Source organism: Brevundimonas sp. Br13, assembly GCF_055391505.1.
In genome coordinates, this window is sequence record NZ_AP044008.1 from 980,683 (window position 1) to 993,461 (window position 12,779).

Consider the following 12,779-nt stretch of genomic DNA (forward strand, 5'->3'; position numbering starts at 1 on the left):
CCACTCGCCACTCGCCACTCGCCACTCGGCAGCCACTCGCCACCCAGGTCGACCATGACCCGCATCATCTCCCCCGAGGCCGAAACGGGCGAAGCTTTCGACCGCGCCCTGCGGCCCCAGACCCTGGCGGAGTTCGTCGGCCAGTCTCAGGCCAAGGGCAATCTGAAGGTCTTCATCGACGCCGCGCGTGGCCGGGCGGAGGCCCTGGATCATGTGCTGCTGTTCGGCCCGCCCGGTCTGGGCAAGACGACTTTGGCGCAGATCGTGGCGCGCGAGCTGGGGGTGGGTTTTCGGGCCACGTCCGGCCCGATCCTGGCCAAGGCGGGCGATCTGGCCGCGATCCTGACCAATCTTGAGCCGCGCGACGTCCTGTTCATCGACGAAATCCACCGCTTAAGCCCCCAGGTCGAGGAGATCCTGTATCCGGCCATGGAGGACCATGTGCTGGACCTGATCATCGGCGAAGGGCCGTCGGCGCGGTCGGTGCGGATCGACCTGGCGCCCTTCACCCTGGTGGGGGCCACGACCCGGGCGGGCCTGTTGGCCACGCCGCTGCGGGACCGGTTCGGGATTCCGCTGCGGCTCGAGTTCTATACGCCTGACGAACTGACGGCGGTGGTGCGCGGCACGGCGCGCAAGATGGGCGCCGGGATCGACGAGGCCGGGGCGCGCGAGATCGCCTCGCGGGCGCGGGGCACGCCCCGGATCGCCGGGCGGCTGCTGCGCCGGGTTCGCGACTTCGCCTCGGCGGAAGGGGCGGAGACCATCTCGAAACTGGTGGCGGCGCGGGCCCTGGCGCGGCTGGAGGTGGACGAGGCCGGGCTGGACAGTCTGGACCGGCGGTTCCTGAAGGCCCTGATCGAAAACTACGGCGGCGGCCCGGTGGGGATGGACACTCTGGCGGCGGCCATCGCCGAGGCGCGCGACGCGGTCGAGGACGTGATCGAACCCTATCTGCTGCAACAAGGCTTCATCATGCGCACCCCGCGCGGCCGCATGGCCTGCGCCAAGGCCTATGCGCATCTGGGGCTGACCCCGCCGGCGCAACCCGCCGTCGGACCCGTGCCGGGCGACCTGTTTGAATGACGATCGCCTTCGATCCGGGCAAGGATGGGATCAACCGCGAGAAACACGGGCTGTCTTTGGCGCGCGCCAGCGAAATCGATCTCCGCACCGCTTATGTGCTGGTGGATGACCGTCAGGATTACGGCGAGCCACGCTGGCGCGCCTATGGTATGTTGGACGGACGGCTGCATATGCTGGCCTTCACCGTCCGCGACGGCGTAATAAGGGCCATCAGTCTGCGGCGCGCGAACGTCAAGGAGGTCCGACGCTATGGCTGATCCCGAATTCAGCCTCGATCCGAACGACTATGAGGATGGCGAGATCGACGATCCCCAGAATCCGGAGTGGACGGATGAGGATTTCGCCAGGGCGCGGCCTTTGCGGGAAGCCTTGCCTGAGCTTTACGCCCAGATCGTCGCCGAGCGCGAAGTCGGTCTGAAACTGCCTGCCGACACCATTCGCGCCTTCGCCGAAGAGGGCGAAGACTGGAAGGAGCGGATGGCCCAGACCCTGACCGAGGCGGCGCGCAAGAAACACGCGGCCTGATCGTCGATAGGCGTTGCCAAGCGAGGCGGGCGGGGGTTTGCTGGGACGAACCGGAGCCCTCGACCCATGATCCTGCGCACCCTGGCCTTAGTGGCGTTTGCGGCCGGCCTGACCAGTCTGGCGCCGCCTGCGAAAGCAGCCGCCCCCGTCTTCACCGAAAAGGCCTGTCCGGCCGAATGGCCGACCGAGGTGCGCCAAGTGCGGTGCGGAACCCTGACTGTGGACGAGGCGCGCGACGGGACGGTCAGCGACCGGCGCATCGACCTGGCCCTGGTCATCATCAAGGCCGCCGCCCCCTATAAGGACGCCTCGGGTCAGGCCCTGCCGACGGTGGTGATGTTCCACGGCGGGCCGGGCGGGGCCATGGTCGGCGGGGCCGGGCGGATGCTGACGGCCCTGCGTCGCAATCCGGAAGCCTTTGCGGTGGATCAGGACGTGATCCTGTTCGATCAGCGCGGCGGCGGGGCCGGCGCCCCGTCGATGGATTGTCCGGGCGTCGAACTGACCGATGCGGGGCCGCCGTCGGATGCGGATCGCGATGGGCTGATCGCCTGTCTGAAGGGGTATCAGGCCCAAGGCGTCGATCTGAACCAGTACAACGCCGCCGCCACCGCCGCCGACGTCAAGGACATGGTCCAGGCCCTGGGCCTGTCGAAGATCGACCTGTGGGGCGGCTCCTACGGCCCGCGCATCGAGGCGGCGGTCATCACCCACCAGCCTCAGATCGTCCGCGCCGCCGTGATGGACAGCCCCTGGCCGCCCGAGGGCAACTGGGCGGTTGGAACCCCGGAACAGGTGTCGACGGCGGTCAAGATCATCCTGGGCAAATGCCAGGCCCAGGCGGACTGCGCGGCGCGCCATCCGGACCTTCAGGCGCGGTTCGAGGCCGAGGCGCGCAAATGGCTGGCCGGCCCCGTGACGGGCAAGGACGGTAAGACCTTCACCGTCGACGACCTGTCGGCCTTTCTGATGGACACCACCTACAGCGCGCGGGGCGTGCGCAGCCTGCCGGCCGATCTGGAGAAGATCATCGCCGGGGACCTGAGCCCGGTCGCAGAGATCGCCGAGGACCGGACCTATTATTTCGAGGGTCAGCACATGGCCCATCTGTGCAAGGAAGAACTGCCGTTCGAATCCAAGGCGCGGCTGGCGGCGGGCGCCGCAGGCGATCCGGTCGCTGAGGTGCTGGTCCCCTCGCTGTCGCGGCTGTTCGACGTCTGCGCGGCGGTAGGGGAACGGCCCGCGCTGCCGATCGAGAACCTGCCGGTCCAGACCGACGTCCCGACCCTGTTCGTCGCCGCCGAGATCGATCCGGGCTGCCCGCCGCCCCTGACCGAGGCGGCGGCCAAGGGCTACTCCAACAGCCAGGTGGTGATCGTGACCAATGCGACCCACGGCGTCATCAACGCCAGCCCCTGCACCCGCAAGATGGCGCGCGACTTCCTGCGCGATCCATCGGCGCCGGTGGATCGCAGCTGCCTGCCACCGGCGGACACGCCGCTGAACTTCATCGAGGCCGCGACGGCGGGCTGAGACATGGGGCGGGCCTGGGTCTTTCCGTCCTCTTCCCGTGCGATCGCCGCCCTGTTCGTCGCGGCGGCGCTGGCGGCGGCCGGGGCGGGGCTGTGGATGATGACCCACCGGTCGCGGATTGCGCCGCCCGAGACGCCGTCGCATCGGGTCGTGCGCCAGATCGGCGAACAGCTGGGGCCGGGCGCCGAGCTGCGCTACGCCGAGGCGGGCGAGAAGCGGGCCGTCTGCGGCTATGTGGGCCGGTCCAGGGGCGGGGCGGCGGTGGGCTTCATCTCCGTGCCCAACCGCATCCTGTTCAGCGACGATCCCCTGCCGACCGAGTTCCGCGAGATGCGCCGACGCTATTGCCCCGGCTTCCTGACGCCGCCGCCCAGCGTTAGGCTGGGGACATGACCGATCTTCCCAGCGACCTTCCGACGGCCGGCCGTTTCGACGGGCGCGACCACCTGTTGCCGGTGCGGGTCTATTATGAGGACACCGACTTCACCGGCCTGGTCTATCACGCCAACTACGTCCGCTATTTCGAGCGGGGGCGGTCCGACTTTCTGCGCGCCGTCGGGGTGGGGCACGCCGACCTGCTGGAGGAGGATCAACCCCTGGCCTTCGTCGTGGCCGAGCTGAACATCCGCTATCTGAAGCCGGCGCGGATCGACGACGCCCTGGTGGTGCGGACCCAGTATGAGGCGATCCGGGGGCCGCGGCTGATCATTCGACAGACGGTGGAGCGCGGGGGCGAGGTGCTGTGCCGGGCCGAGGTGACGGCGGTCTGCATCCATCTGGACGGACGGCCGCGTCGCCCGACGAAGGGGCTGATCGAGAAGGTGACTCCGTGGCTGGCGAAAGGAAGCTGAATCATCCCTCCGCTCATCCCGGCGAAAGCCGGGACCCAGGGCTTTCGCATCGACAGCGCATGGGATGACGGCCGGGCTTTGATTTCAGGCGATTTGCGCCCAAAGATCGGGGTCCCGGCTTTCGCCGGGATGGGCGGATAGAGATCGGGTGCAGGATGGCCGGGGAAACCTACAAGATTTCGACGGGGGCGACGCTCACCGTGCTGCTGTTGGCGGCGCTGCTGGTCGGCGGCGCCCTGGTGGGCTGTCCCTATTACAAGGTCTGGGAGCGCAAGATGGCGGGCCAGGCCGAGCTGCAATATCAGCAGGGGGCGCGTCAGGCCCTGATCGCCCAGGCCGCCGCAGAAGACGAGGCGGCGATCAAACGGGCCGAGGCGGCGACGCGCCGGGTCCTGGGCTGGACCGATGCGGCCAAGCGCGGCTGCGAGGCCCTGGGCCGTCCGGGCGACCGCCAGTGCGAGGAACAGCTGCTGAAGGACGCCGCCACCTATTCCATCGCCAAGGAAGGCCACGAGGGCGTCATCATCAGCGTCGGCGCCCCCGTCTCGGTCGCTGTCGATCCGAACCGGCGGCCGAGCGCCGAATGAGGCCCTGAGGCGAGCGATCGGCCCAGAGGCAAGGCCATGATCATCGACCAGTTGGACGTCGCCGTCCGGGCCGGGGCGGCGGCGGCCCTGCTTTTGCCCGCCGCCCTTCTGCTGAGGCAATGGCGGCGGATCGGCCTGCCCGCCCTGCTGTTTGCGCCCCTGGCCCTGTGTCTGACGGGTTTCGTCCTGGGCAATACGCCCCTGGCGCTCAAGCCTGACGGACCGGTCGGAGCCGCAGCTCGGGTGCTGAGCGGCTTTACGGTCATCTTCCTGTGGTGGTTCTGTCTGTCGTGTTTCGACAGGCGGTTCCGGGTGCGGGGGCCGGTCCTGGCGGTCGGCCTCATCTGGGGACTGATCGCCGCCCTGGATCGGGGCCTGTTCGGCGCGGCCCTGGGACAGTGGGAATGGTCGCGGCTGCTGTTGCCGCTGGGGTTCGCCATCGTCGGCCATCTGGTCTGGCGGCTGCTGGTCGAACGGGAGGACGACCTGATCCAGCAGCGGCACGACGCCCGCGTCCTGACCGCAGTCGGGCTGGGCGGGATGTTGTTCGTCGATCTGTCGGCCGACCTGCTGTTCGGCTTCGACTGGCGGCCGCTGGCCTTCGCCCTGAGCCAGAATCTGATGATCCTGATCTTCGGCCTTTGGCTGGCCGGGCGGCTGCTGACCGTGCGGTCCGAGGCCCTGACCTTCGGCGTTGCGAACCCGGAGCGGGCGCCGGCCGAAGCGCCCGGCCTGGGGGCGAGGGATGCGGCCCTTCATCGCCGTCTGATCGATCTGATGGAGAACGAACAGGTCTTCCTGGATCCCGAACTGACCTTCGCCGCCTTCGTGGCCCGCATGGGGGCGTCGGAGCGGGCCGTGCGGATCCTGATCAACCACGAACTGGGCCATGACCATTTCCGCAGCTTCCTGAACCAGTATCGGGTGGCCGAGGCGCGGCGGCGGCTGAGCGCCCCGGCGCACGCTGAAGACAAGCTGATCGCCGTCGCCCTGGACAGCGGCTTCGCCTCCCTGGCCAGTTTCAACCGGGCCTTCCGCGCGGTCGAGGGCTGCGCTCCGAGCCGCTACAGGGCGACCGCCCGCGCCGCCTCCTCGACAAATGCAGGTTCTGAGGAGCCGAAAGCCGGGTTCTGAGGAGACGGCGCCGTCCCTCGGGCCCTAGTGCGGGGGGTCTGACACAAGGGGACGACAGTGAACGGATTGATCGGTTTGGCGGGGGTTCTGGCGCTTCTGCTGGGAGGGGGCGTCGCGATCGGCTTGATGGACCGGCGCGGCTTTTCGTTTCGGTGGCTGCTGATCGCGGCCGTCTTGGTGGCGGTGAACGACGCCCTGCTCACCAATCTCTACGGCCTCTTGCCCGATGTGATCGGCGGGTCGTGGAACTGGCAGGGCAAGATATTGGCCCTGGCCGCCACCCTGGCGATCGCGGCCTGCCCCGGCTTCGGCCGGCGCCGCAGCGGCCTGACCCTGGTCCAGGCGCCGGGCAGTCTGAAAGCGGCCCTGCCGGTCGGCCTGCTCTATTGCGCCTTCTTCCTGGTCCTGGCCCTGGCCTTTTCGGGGGAGAGGGCCATGGGCGAAGAGATCGCCTTCCAGCTGACGATGCCGGGCCTGGAGGAGGAGCCCTTCTATCGCGGCGTGCTGTTGCTGGCGCTTTGCCAGGCCTTCACCGGGACCAAGCGCGTCCTGGGCGTGGATTGGAGCTGGGGGGCGGTTCTGTCGTGCCTGTTGTTCGGCCTGGCGCACGCCTTCGGCTTTTCGAAGGGGAGCTTTTCCTTCGATCCGCTGACGATGGCCATGACCGCCCTGCCCGCCTTCATCGCCGTCTGGCTGCGTCTGCGGACCGGAAGCCTGCTGGCGCCTGTCCTGCTGCACAATTTCGGAAACGCCGTGTCCCTGTTCCTCTGACGGGCGCGCCTTTCTGGTGACGGCGGCGCATGGGGCGGCTAAACGGGCGGGACGCCACACAATGGTCACGCCCGCTCGGTCGAAGAGGGGACGTGACTGATCCTGATCTCGCCCGGAGCGCCTGAATGACTACGCCCGTCGACGCCTCGATGATGAACCCCGTCGAGCTGTTCATGACCGCCGACTGGGTGGTGAAGTCGGTGATGGTGGGACTGGCGGCGGCGTCGCTGTGGTCCTGGACCATCATCATCGACAAGGCCTTCCGCTTCACCGCCCTGAACCGCCAGGCCGACGACTTCGACAAGGCGGTGCAGTCGGGCCGGTCGCTGGAGGACGTCGCGGCCCAGGCGGGACCGCAGCCGGAACACGCCCTGCCGCGCATGCTGGTGATCGCCCTGTCCGACTGGCGCGAGGCGCGCCAGAAGGGGGCGCTGAACGAACACCAGGGCGATCTGCTGATGACCCGGATCGACCGGGCCATGAACAGCCTGATACAGCGCGAGGGCCAGAGGATCGAAAACGGCCTGGGCGTGCTGTCGGTCGTGGCGACGGCCTCGCCCTTCATCGGCCTGTTCGGCACGGTGTGGGGCATTATGAACGCCTTCGGCCGCATCGCCGCGGCGGGCAACACCAATCTGACCACGGTGGCGCCGGCCATCGCCGAGGCCCTGTTCGCCACGGCCATCGGCCTGGGCGCGGCCATTCCGGCCTATATCGCCTACAACAAGTTCTCGATCGACGCGGGCAAGTTCACCGGCCGGCTGGAAGCCTTCGCCGACGATCTTCAGGCGGCGGTGGCGCGGCGTCTGGGGGCTCCGTCCGCCCCGCCGCCCCCTCCGGTCGAGCCCGCCTCGGGCCTGAACCTGAAGCGGGGCGTCTGAGCCATGGCCTTGGGAGGCGGTTCGAGCGGCGGCGGGTCGCGTCGCGGGCGGCGGGGGCGCAAAGGCCCCCTGACCGAGATCAACGTCACGCCCCTGGTGGACGTGATGCTGGTGCTGCTGATCATCTTCATGATCTCGGCGCCGCTTCTGACCGTGGGCGTGCCGGTGGAGCTGCCCAAGACCGAGGCTAGCGCGGTCGAGACGAATAACGAACCCCTGTCGGTCAGCATCGACCAGCAGGGGGCGATCTTCATCGGCGACAGCGAGACGTCGTTCGACGATCTGGCGGTGCGTCTGCTGACCGAGGCCGGCGGATCGGACAAGGCGTCCGAGCGGCCGGTTTTCGTGCGGGCCGACGGCCGGGCGCCCTATCAGGCCGTGGCGCGGGTGATGGCGCGGCTGAGCGCCTCGGGCTTCACCAAGCTGAACCTGATCACCGACACGGCGCCGGAGGGCTGATTGCGCCGTCCGAGCCCCGCGATCCTCGGCTCCATCGCCCTGCACGCCGGGGTGGTCGCGCTCGCCTTCGTGTCGTTCTCGCAGAAGGCCGAGGAGGCGCCGCCGCTGGTGAACTCCGTGCCGGTGTCGATCGTGTCCGAGACCGTGATCGCGGCGGCGGCCGCCGACGATCCGCAGCCCGAGCCCTCGCCTGACGACGCCGCCACCGCCCCGGTCAGCGCGCCGGAAGAGCCGACCCCGCCGGTCCCTGAACCGACCCCGCCGCCGCCGACGCCTGCGCCCGCGTTGAGGCCCGCGCCCAAGCCCACGCCGACCCCGACGCCCCGGCCGACCCCGCCGCGGCCTGCGCCCCCGACGCCGGAAAAGGCCCGGCCCACGCCGCCGCGTCCGACCCCGCCGACCCCGACCCGCCCGGCGCCGAAACGCGACGAGCCGAGCCTGGACCTGGACGCCCTGGCGGGACCGACGCGCCCGACCAACAACCGCGGCCGCCCGGCGACGGGCCAGCAGGGGTCGGGAACCGCCTCCCAGGCCACGGGGCCGCAGGTCACGGCCATCTTCAACCAGGTCTATCCGAACTGGATTCTGCCCTGCGACATCCCCGGGGCGGACCAGTTGCGCATTCAGGTCGAACTGACCCTGTCGGCCGACGGGCGGATCACGCGCGGCCCGACCCTGGTCAATCCGCAGTCGTCCTCGGTCTATCGGGCGGCGGCGGACGGGGCGCTGCGGGCCCTGCGCCAGACCGCCCCCTTCGACGTGCCCCAGGGCTTTCCCGGCGGCGCCTATCGCCCGACCTTCAACACCGAACGGGCCTGCCGGAACCGGTGAGGCTCAGGTGTCCGTGATCAGGTGAAGGGCCGATCGTCCGCCTTTGACGGCGTCTGGGGACAGTCGGCGATCGAAGGTCGCAAGCCGGCCCCCGTTCGAGACCGCCAGAGCCAGGAGATAGGCGTCGGTGATCTGTTCCGGCTTGGTCAGGGCCGAGGGCTCGAACAGGCGTTCGTCGGCCAGGCTGACGGCATCCGGCCAAAAGACGTGACCAGCCATGTCTCGCAGCAGAGCGAGAATCCGAACGACATCGGAAGGCGGGCCGACCGGATTGCGATAGCGGCTGCTGCCGACGATGCGGACCAAACCGTTCTCGGTTATCGGACAGGTGGCCCAGGACGGAGCGGCTTCGCGTTGGAACCAGGTATTGGCAGGATGGTGAAAGACGTGGCGAGGATCGACGAGGGCGATCAGCACGTTCACGTCCAACAGATAGGTCAAGGCAGCTCGTCACGCAGGGCGTTGACGTCTTCCAGCGTGACCATGGGCCCAGGCCGATCTGGCAGAAGAGGAACCCCGTTGCGGAAGCGCACTGTGCTCTCACGCTTTTGCAGCGCCTGACGAGCGAGTTCAGACATCACCTCACCCACCGTGCGGTCCTGGTGGGCGGCAAGGGCGCGAGCCGCATTCAGCACGTCGTCGTCTATGGCGAGGGTGGTGCGCATGCCGCCGAAGATAATGCATCACGCATCACGCATCAATGTGAGGCGCGCCTCCTCAAAGTCGCCCCATTCGCCGTGAGAAGCTGGCGATTGTCATACGAACCGGCGATAAGGTCGGCGATCTTTCGAGATTTACGGGAGCATTTGATGCGTCTGAACCTCCTTCTGGCCTCGGTCGCCGCCGTGGCGACGACCGTCTCTTCCGCCCAGGCCCAGAACGTCGCAGCCGCGCCCCAGCAGAGCCAGCCGGTCGAGGTCGAGATCGACCAGGGGGTGCTGCGCCCCCTCCAGATCGCCATAGTGCCCTTCAGCGGCGATCATGGGGCCGACATCTCCAGCGTGATCAGCGGCAATCTGAAACGGTCGGGCTTCTTCGAACCGCTGAACCCGGCCGGCTTCATCGAGACCGGCCTGACCCTGGCCAATGCGCCCAACTTCCCCCAGTGGACCCAGATCGGCGCCCAGGCGGTGCTGTACGGGGCGGTGACGCCGCGGGCCGACAATCGGGTGGACGTGGGCTTCCGCCTCTATGATCCGTACCGTCAGTGCCAGCTGGTCAGCTATCAGTTCACCGCCACGGCCGAGCAGTGGCGCCGGATCGCGCACAAGATTTCCGACGTCATCTATCAGCGGATGACCGGCGAGGCCGGCTTCTTCGATTCCCGCGTCATCTTCGTCTCCGAAGAGGGGACGCAGCTGAACCGGATCAACCGCCTGACCATCGCCGACCAGGACGGGTTCAACCCCGTCTATCTGACCCAGGGCGACGAGGTGATCATGTCGCCGCGCTTTTCGGCCTCCCAGCCGGACGAGATCACCTATGTGGCGCTGGGCAAGGATTACAGCCGGATCTATCTGTACAATCTGACCACGGGCCGGCGCGAAAGCCTGGGTCAGTTCGACGGCCAGGTGCTGGCGCCGCGCTTCTCCAACGACGGCAACAAGATCGCCTTTTCGATCATCCGGGGCGGCAATACCGACATCTATGTGATGGACCTGCGCAGCCGCCAGCTGTCGCGGCTGACGTCGGACCCCGGCATCGACACCTCGCCCTCCTTCAGCCCGGACGGCAGCCAGATCGTGTTCAACTCGGACCGGTCGGGGACGGCGCGCCTCTATGTCATGCGGGCCGACGGCTCGGGCCAGCGGCCGATCTCGCGCGGCGGCGGCGTCTATACGGCGCCGTCCTGGAGCCCCACCGGCGACCTGATCGCCTTCACCAAACAGTCGGGCGGCCGGTTCTCCACCGGGGTGATGAACTCTGACGGCTCGGGCGAGCGCATCCTGTCGTCCAGCTATTTCGAAGAAGGCCCCAACTGGGCGCCCAACGGCCGCTATGTGATGTTCGCCCGCCAGACGCGGGGCGGGGACACCCGGTTGTGGACGGTGGACCTGTCGGGCCGGGTGGTGGCCCAGGCGGGCTACAACGGCCGCGGCACCGACCCGGCCTGGTCGCCGCTGCTGGACGCGCCGCCGTCGAACCTGGGCTTCGGCCAGGGCCCCGACAGCTGCCCAGCCTGAGGTCGGGCGGCGTCGCGTGACGCCGTTCGCCGTCAGACGGAGCCATTCGGCTCAACACTGCGTTATCGCCCCTGGCGCCCAAAATCCGCCAAGGGCAGAACTTAAGGCCAAGCTTGAGGCCGCCGTCCTCATAATCCTTCAGGAGACGACCCGATGAAAAAATCCCGCATCATGACCGTGGCCATGGTCGGCTGCGCCGTCGCCGCCATGGCCGCCTGCGCCCGCAAGCCGGTCGAGGGCGTCGTGCCGACCGAACCCGCGACCACCGCCCCGACCGGCCCGGCCTATCCGACCGCCCCGACCGGCCCGGTGTCCGGCGGCAATATGGGCGCCGCCGCCCCCGGCACGGAACAGGACTTCGTCGTCAATGTCGGCGACCGGATCTATTTCGACCTGGATTCCTATGAGGTCCGGCCCGAGGCCATGCCGCGCCTGGACGCCCAGGCCCAGTGGCTGCAACGCTATCCGTCGGTCACGGTGCGGATCGAGGGCAACGCCGACGAACGCGGCACCCGCGAATACAACCTGGCCCTGGGCGCCCGCCGCGCCGAGGCCGTCCGCACCTATCTGATCAATCGCGGCGTGCCCGCCGGCCGGATCGACACCATCAGCTTCGGCAAGGAGCGCCCGATCGCCGAAGGCTCGAACGAAGAGGCCTGGGCCCGCAACCGCAACGCCCACACCGCCATCGTCTCGGGCGCCTCGCGCTAAGGGGCGAGAGCCGAAATCGAGACCGGAGAGGCGTCGGCGAAGGCCGGCGCCTCTTTTCTTTTCCGCCCGCCCTCCGCAAGGTGGCCTTCGCAAGACGACGGGGGATCAAGGGCGTGGATATCGAAGGAGCCGGCGGGGCCATCACCGGCGGGCTGATCGCGGGGGCGATCGAGAAACCGGCGGGCCAGGCGGGCGAGGCCGGCCACGGCGTCTGTTCGGACTGCGGGGCCGAGACCAGCGGAAACTTCTGCGCCCACTGCGGCCAGCCGACCCATGTCCACCGCACCTTGCTGCATCTGGGCGAGGAGCTGCTGCACGGAGTCATGCATTTCGACGCCCGGGTCTGGCGCACCCTGCCGCTGTTGGCCTTGAACCCCGGCCGTCTCACGCGCGAATGGGTTCAGGGCAAACGCACCCGCTATGTCTCGCCCCTGGCGATCTTTCTGTGCACCCTCTTCATCATGTTCTTCGCCCTCAGCTTCATGCCCCAGCCGGGGGCGCATGAGGGTGAGGCGGAACGCACCGCCCGTCTCCAGGCCGAGGTCGCCGAACAGCGGCTGGGTCTGGTCGAGGCGGAAAAGACCGTCGCCGAACTGCGCGCCGACCCCGAAGTGAACGACAGTCCGATCGCCGCCCAGACCCTGAAGACCGCCGAGGGGGTGGTGGAGAACCGCCGCCAGTCGCTGAACCGGCTGGAGACCGAGCTGCGCGACGGCCGGTCCGACGGCCTGGCCCCCGGCACCTGGCAGGCTCAGGTCAAGGACTTGGCCGCCGACGGCAAGGTCAAGGGCCACGGCCTGGGCGCCGTGCTGCTGAAGAAGCTCCAGAACCCGGACCTAGCCCTCTATAAGCTGCAGCAGACCCTCTACAAGTTCGCCTTCCTGCTGGTGCCCTTCTCCCTGCCGTTCGTGGCCCTGCTGTTCCTGTGGAAACGGGGCTTCACCCTTTACGACCACGGCGTCTTCATCCTGTATTCCCTGACCTTCATGGCCCTGCTGCTGATGGTCATGGTCCTGGCCGGGACGATCAACGGCGTCCTGGGCGGCTTCGTCGGCCTGATCGGGCTGGCGGTCATACCGGCGCATATGTTCGCCCAGTTGAAGGGCGCCTATGGTCTGTCGATCTTTTCGGCCCTGTGGCGGACGGCGGCCCTGCTGTTCTTCTGCAACATCGTCATCGGCCTGTTCGTCACGGCCATCGTCTATCTGGGTCTGGGTCATTAGGTCC

General features: G+C 68.6%; 17 protein-coding genes. 15 read left to right on the forward strand and 2 right to left on the reverse strand.

Going from position 1 to position 12,779, the window contains the following annotated elements; all coding sequences use genetic code 11:
* Window positions 1-54: 54 nt before the first annotated feature.
* From ruvB to ACZ5M6_RS04860, 12 genes are all read left to right on the forward strand, one after another.
* Window positions 55-1,086 (forward strand): Holliday junction branch migration DNA helicase RuvB, encoded by a 1,032-nt coding sequence (ruvB, locus tag ACZ5M6_RS04805; RefSeq protein ID WP_464159808.1) that lies wholly within the window; start codon window positions 55-57, stop codon window positions 1,084-1,086.
* Window positions 1,083-1,343, forward strand: coding sequence for a BrnT family toxin (locus ACZ5M6_RS04810; protein ID WP_054764705.1), 261 nt, complete (start codon window positions 1,083-1,085; stop codon window positions 1,341-1,343). Before ruvB ends, ACZ5M6_RS04810 begins: the two co-directional genes overlap by 4 nt.
* A complete protein-coding gene (locus ACZ5M6_RS04815; RefSeq protein ID WP_054764706.1) occupies window positions 1,336-1,611 on the forward strand; it encodes a BrnA antitoxin family protein in 276 nt (91 codons plus the stop codon). The genes ACZ5M6_RS04810 and ACZ5M6_RS04815 overlap by 8 nt, the downstream gene beginning before the upstream one ends.
* A 66-nt stretch (window positions 1,612-1,677) precedes the next feature.
* The gene (locus ACZ5M6_RS04820; RefSeq protein ID WP_464159809.1) at window positions 1,678-3,144 is read left to right on the forward strand and encodes an alpha/beta hydrolase; all 1,467 of its coding nucleotides are present in this window, start codon (window positions 1,678-1,680) and stop codon (window positions 3,142-3,144) included.
* A 3-nt stretch (window positions 3,145-3,147) separates the two neighbouring features.
* Window positions 3,148-3,537: a hypothetical protein gene (locus ACZ5M6_RS04825; RefSeq protein WP_182714871.1), complete on the forward strand. Its 390-nt coding sequence runs from the start codon at window positions 3,148-3,150 to the stop codon at window positions 3,535-3,537.
* Entirely contained in the window at window positions 3,534-3,995 is a 462-nt protein-coding gene (gene ybgC, locus ACZ5M6_RS04830) for a tol-pal system-associated acyl-CoA thioesterase (RefSeq protein ID WP_464159810.1), read from the forward strand. Before ACZ5M6_RS04825 ends, ybgC begins: the two co-directional genes overlap by 4 nt.
* Before the next feature lie 155 nt (window positions 3,996-4,150).
* Window positions 4,151-4,582 carry a hypothetical protein gene (locus ACZ5M6_RS04835; RefSeq protein ID WP_464159811.1) on the forward strand — a complete coding sequence of 144 codons (432 nt, stop codon included), beginning with the start codon at window positions 4,151-4,153 and terminating at the stop codon, window positions 4,580-4,582.
* 36 nt (window positions 4,583-4,618) lie between these two features.
* Complete coding sequence (locus tag ACZ5M6_RS04840; RefSeq protein ID WP_464159812.1) at window positions 4,619-5,716, forward strand: helix-turn-helix domain-containing protein; 1,098 nt, start codon at window positions 4,619-4,621, stop codon at window positions 5,714-5,716.
* A 57-nt stretch (window positions 5,717-5,773) separates the two neighbouring features.
* Window positions 5,774-6,487 carry a CPBP family intramembrane glutamic endopeptidase, BDIM_20840 family gene (locus tag ACZ5M6_RS04845; RefSeq protein ID WP_464159813.1) on the forward strand — a complete coding sequence of 238 codons (714 nt, stop codon included), beginning with the start codon at window positions 5,774-5,776 and terminating at the stop codon, window positions 6,485-6,487.
* A gap of 125 nt (window positions 6,488-6,612) precedes the next feature.
* Entirely contained in the window at window positions 6,613-7,368 is a 756-nt protein-coding gene (gene tolQ / locus ACZ5M6_RS04850; protein ID WP_191555020.1) for a protein TolQ, read from the forward strand.
* Between the two features lie 3 nt (window positions 7,369-7,371).
* Complete coding sequence (tolR, locus tag ACZ5M6_RS04855; protein ID WP_464159814.1) at window positions 7,372-7,827, forward strand: protein TolR; 456 nt, start codon at window positions 7,372-7,374, stop codon at window positions 7,825-7,827.
* Complete coding sequence (locus ACZ5M6_RS04860) at window positions 7,828-8,658, forward strand: hypothetical protein (RefSeq protein ID WP_464159815.1); 831 nt, start codon at window positions 7,828-7,830, stop codon at window positions 8,656-8,658.
* Window positions 8,659-8,661: 3 nt separating this feature from the next.
* On the opposite strand, the gene ACZ5M6_RS04865 is transcribed toward ACZ5M6_RS04860, so the two are convergent.
* Window positions 8,662-9,099: a TA system VapC family ribonuclease toxin gene (locus ACZ5M6_RS04865; protein ID WP_054764716.1), complete on the reverse strand. Its 438-nt coding sequence runs from the start codon at window positions 9,097-9,099 to the stop codon at window positions 8,662-8,664.
* Window positions 9,096-9,323, reverse strand: coding sequence for a hypothetical protein (locus tag ACZ5M6_RS04870; RefSeq protein WP_054764717.1), 228 nt, complete (start codon window positions 9,321-9,323; stop codon window positions 9,096-9,098). Before ACZ5M6_RS04870 ends, ACZ5M6_RS04865 begins: the two co-directional genes overlap by 4 nt.
* Window positions 9,324-9,467: 144 nt before the next feature.
* Here ACZ5M6_RS04870 and tolB point away from each other — a divergent pair, with 144 nt between their 5' ends.
* The 3 genes from tolB to ACZ5M6_RS04885 all read left to right on the forward strand — a co-directional run bounded on the left by tolB (window position 9,468) and on the right by ACZ5M6_RS04885 (window position 12,775).
* Entirely contained in the window at window positions 9,468-10,841 is a 1,374-nt protein-coding gene (tolB, locus tag ACZ5M6_RS04875) for a Tol-Pal system beta propeller repeat protein TolB (protein ID WP_152949498.1), read from the forward strand.
* Window positions 10,842-10,994: 153 nt separating this feature from the next.
* The gene (pal, locus tag ACZ5M6_RS04880; RefSeq protein ID WP_464159816.1) at window positions 10,995-11,552 is read left to right on the forward strand and encodes a peptidoglycan-associated lipoprotein Pal; all 558 of its coding nucleotides are present in this window, start codon (window positions 10,995-10,997) and stop codon (window positions 11,550-11,552) included.
* Between the two features lie 113 nt (window positions 11,553-11,665).
* Complete coding sequence (locus ACZ5M6_RS04885) at window positions 11,666-12,775, forward strand: DUF3667 domain-containing protein (RefSeq protein ID WP_152949500.1); 1,110 nt, start codon at window positions 11,666-11,668, stop codon at window positions 12,773-12,775.
* Window positions 12,776-12,779: the final 4 nt, after the last annotated feature.

What these genes read in the sequence shown, in the direction of transcription:
- tolR (WP_464159814.1), top strand. Translation starts at nt 7,372, where the DNA reads ATGGCCTTGGGAGGCGGTTCGAGCGGCGGCGGGTCGCGTCGCGGGCGG.
- tolB (WP_152949498.1), top strand. Translation starts at nt 9,468, where the DNA reads ATGCGTCTGAACCTCCTTCTGGCCTCGGTCGCCGCCGTGGCGACGACC.
- ACZ5M6_RS04815 (WP_054764706.1), top strand. Translation starts at nt 1,336, where the DNA reads ATGGCTGATCCCGAATTCAGCCTCGATCCGAACGACTATGAGGATGGC.
- ruvB (WP_464159808.1), top strand. Translation starts at nt 55, where the DNA reads ATGACCCGCATCATCTCCCCCGAGGCCGAAACGGGCGAAGCTTTCGAC.
- ACZ5M6_RS04835 (WP_464159811.1), top strand. Translation starts at nt 4,151, where the DNA reads ATGGCCGGGGAAACCTACAAGATTTCGACGGGGGCGACGCTCACCGTG.
- ybgC (WP_464159810.1), top strand. Translation starts at nt 3,534, where the DNA reads ATGACCGATCTTCCCAGCGACCTTCCGACGGCCGGCCGTTTCGACGGG.
- tolQ (WP_191555020.1), top strand. Translation starts at nt 6,613, where the DNA reads ATGACTACGCCCGTCGACGCCTCGATGATGAACCCCGTCGAGCTGTTC.
- ACZ5M6_RS04825 (WP_182714871.1), top strand. Translation starts at nt 3,148, where the DNA reads ATGGGGCGGGCCTGGGTCTTTCCGTCCTCTTCCCGTGCGATCGCCGCC.
- ACZ5M6_RS04840 (WP_464159812.1), top strand. Translation starts at nt 4,619, where the DNA reads ATGATCATCGACCAGTTGGACGTCGCCGTCCGGGCCGGGGCGGCGGCG.
- ACZ5M6_RS04870 (WP_054764717.1), bottom strand. Translation starts at nt 9,323, where the DNA reads ATGCGCACCACCCTCGCCATAGACGACGACGTGCTGAATGCGGCTCGC.
- ACZ5M6_RS04820 (WP_464159809.1), top strand. Translation starts at nt 1,678, where the DNA reads ATGATCCTGCGCACCCTGGCCTTAGTGGCGTTTGCGGCCGGCCTGACC.
- ACZ5M6_RS04810 (WP_054764705.1), top strand. Translation starts at nt 1,083, where the DNA reads ATGACGATCGCCTTCGATCCGGGCAAGGATGGGATCAACCGCGAGAAA.
- pal (WP_464159816.1), top strand. Translation starts at nt 10,995, where the DNA reads ATGAAAAAATCCCGCATCATGACCGTGGCCATGGTCGGCTGCGCCGTC.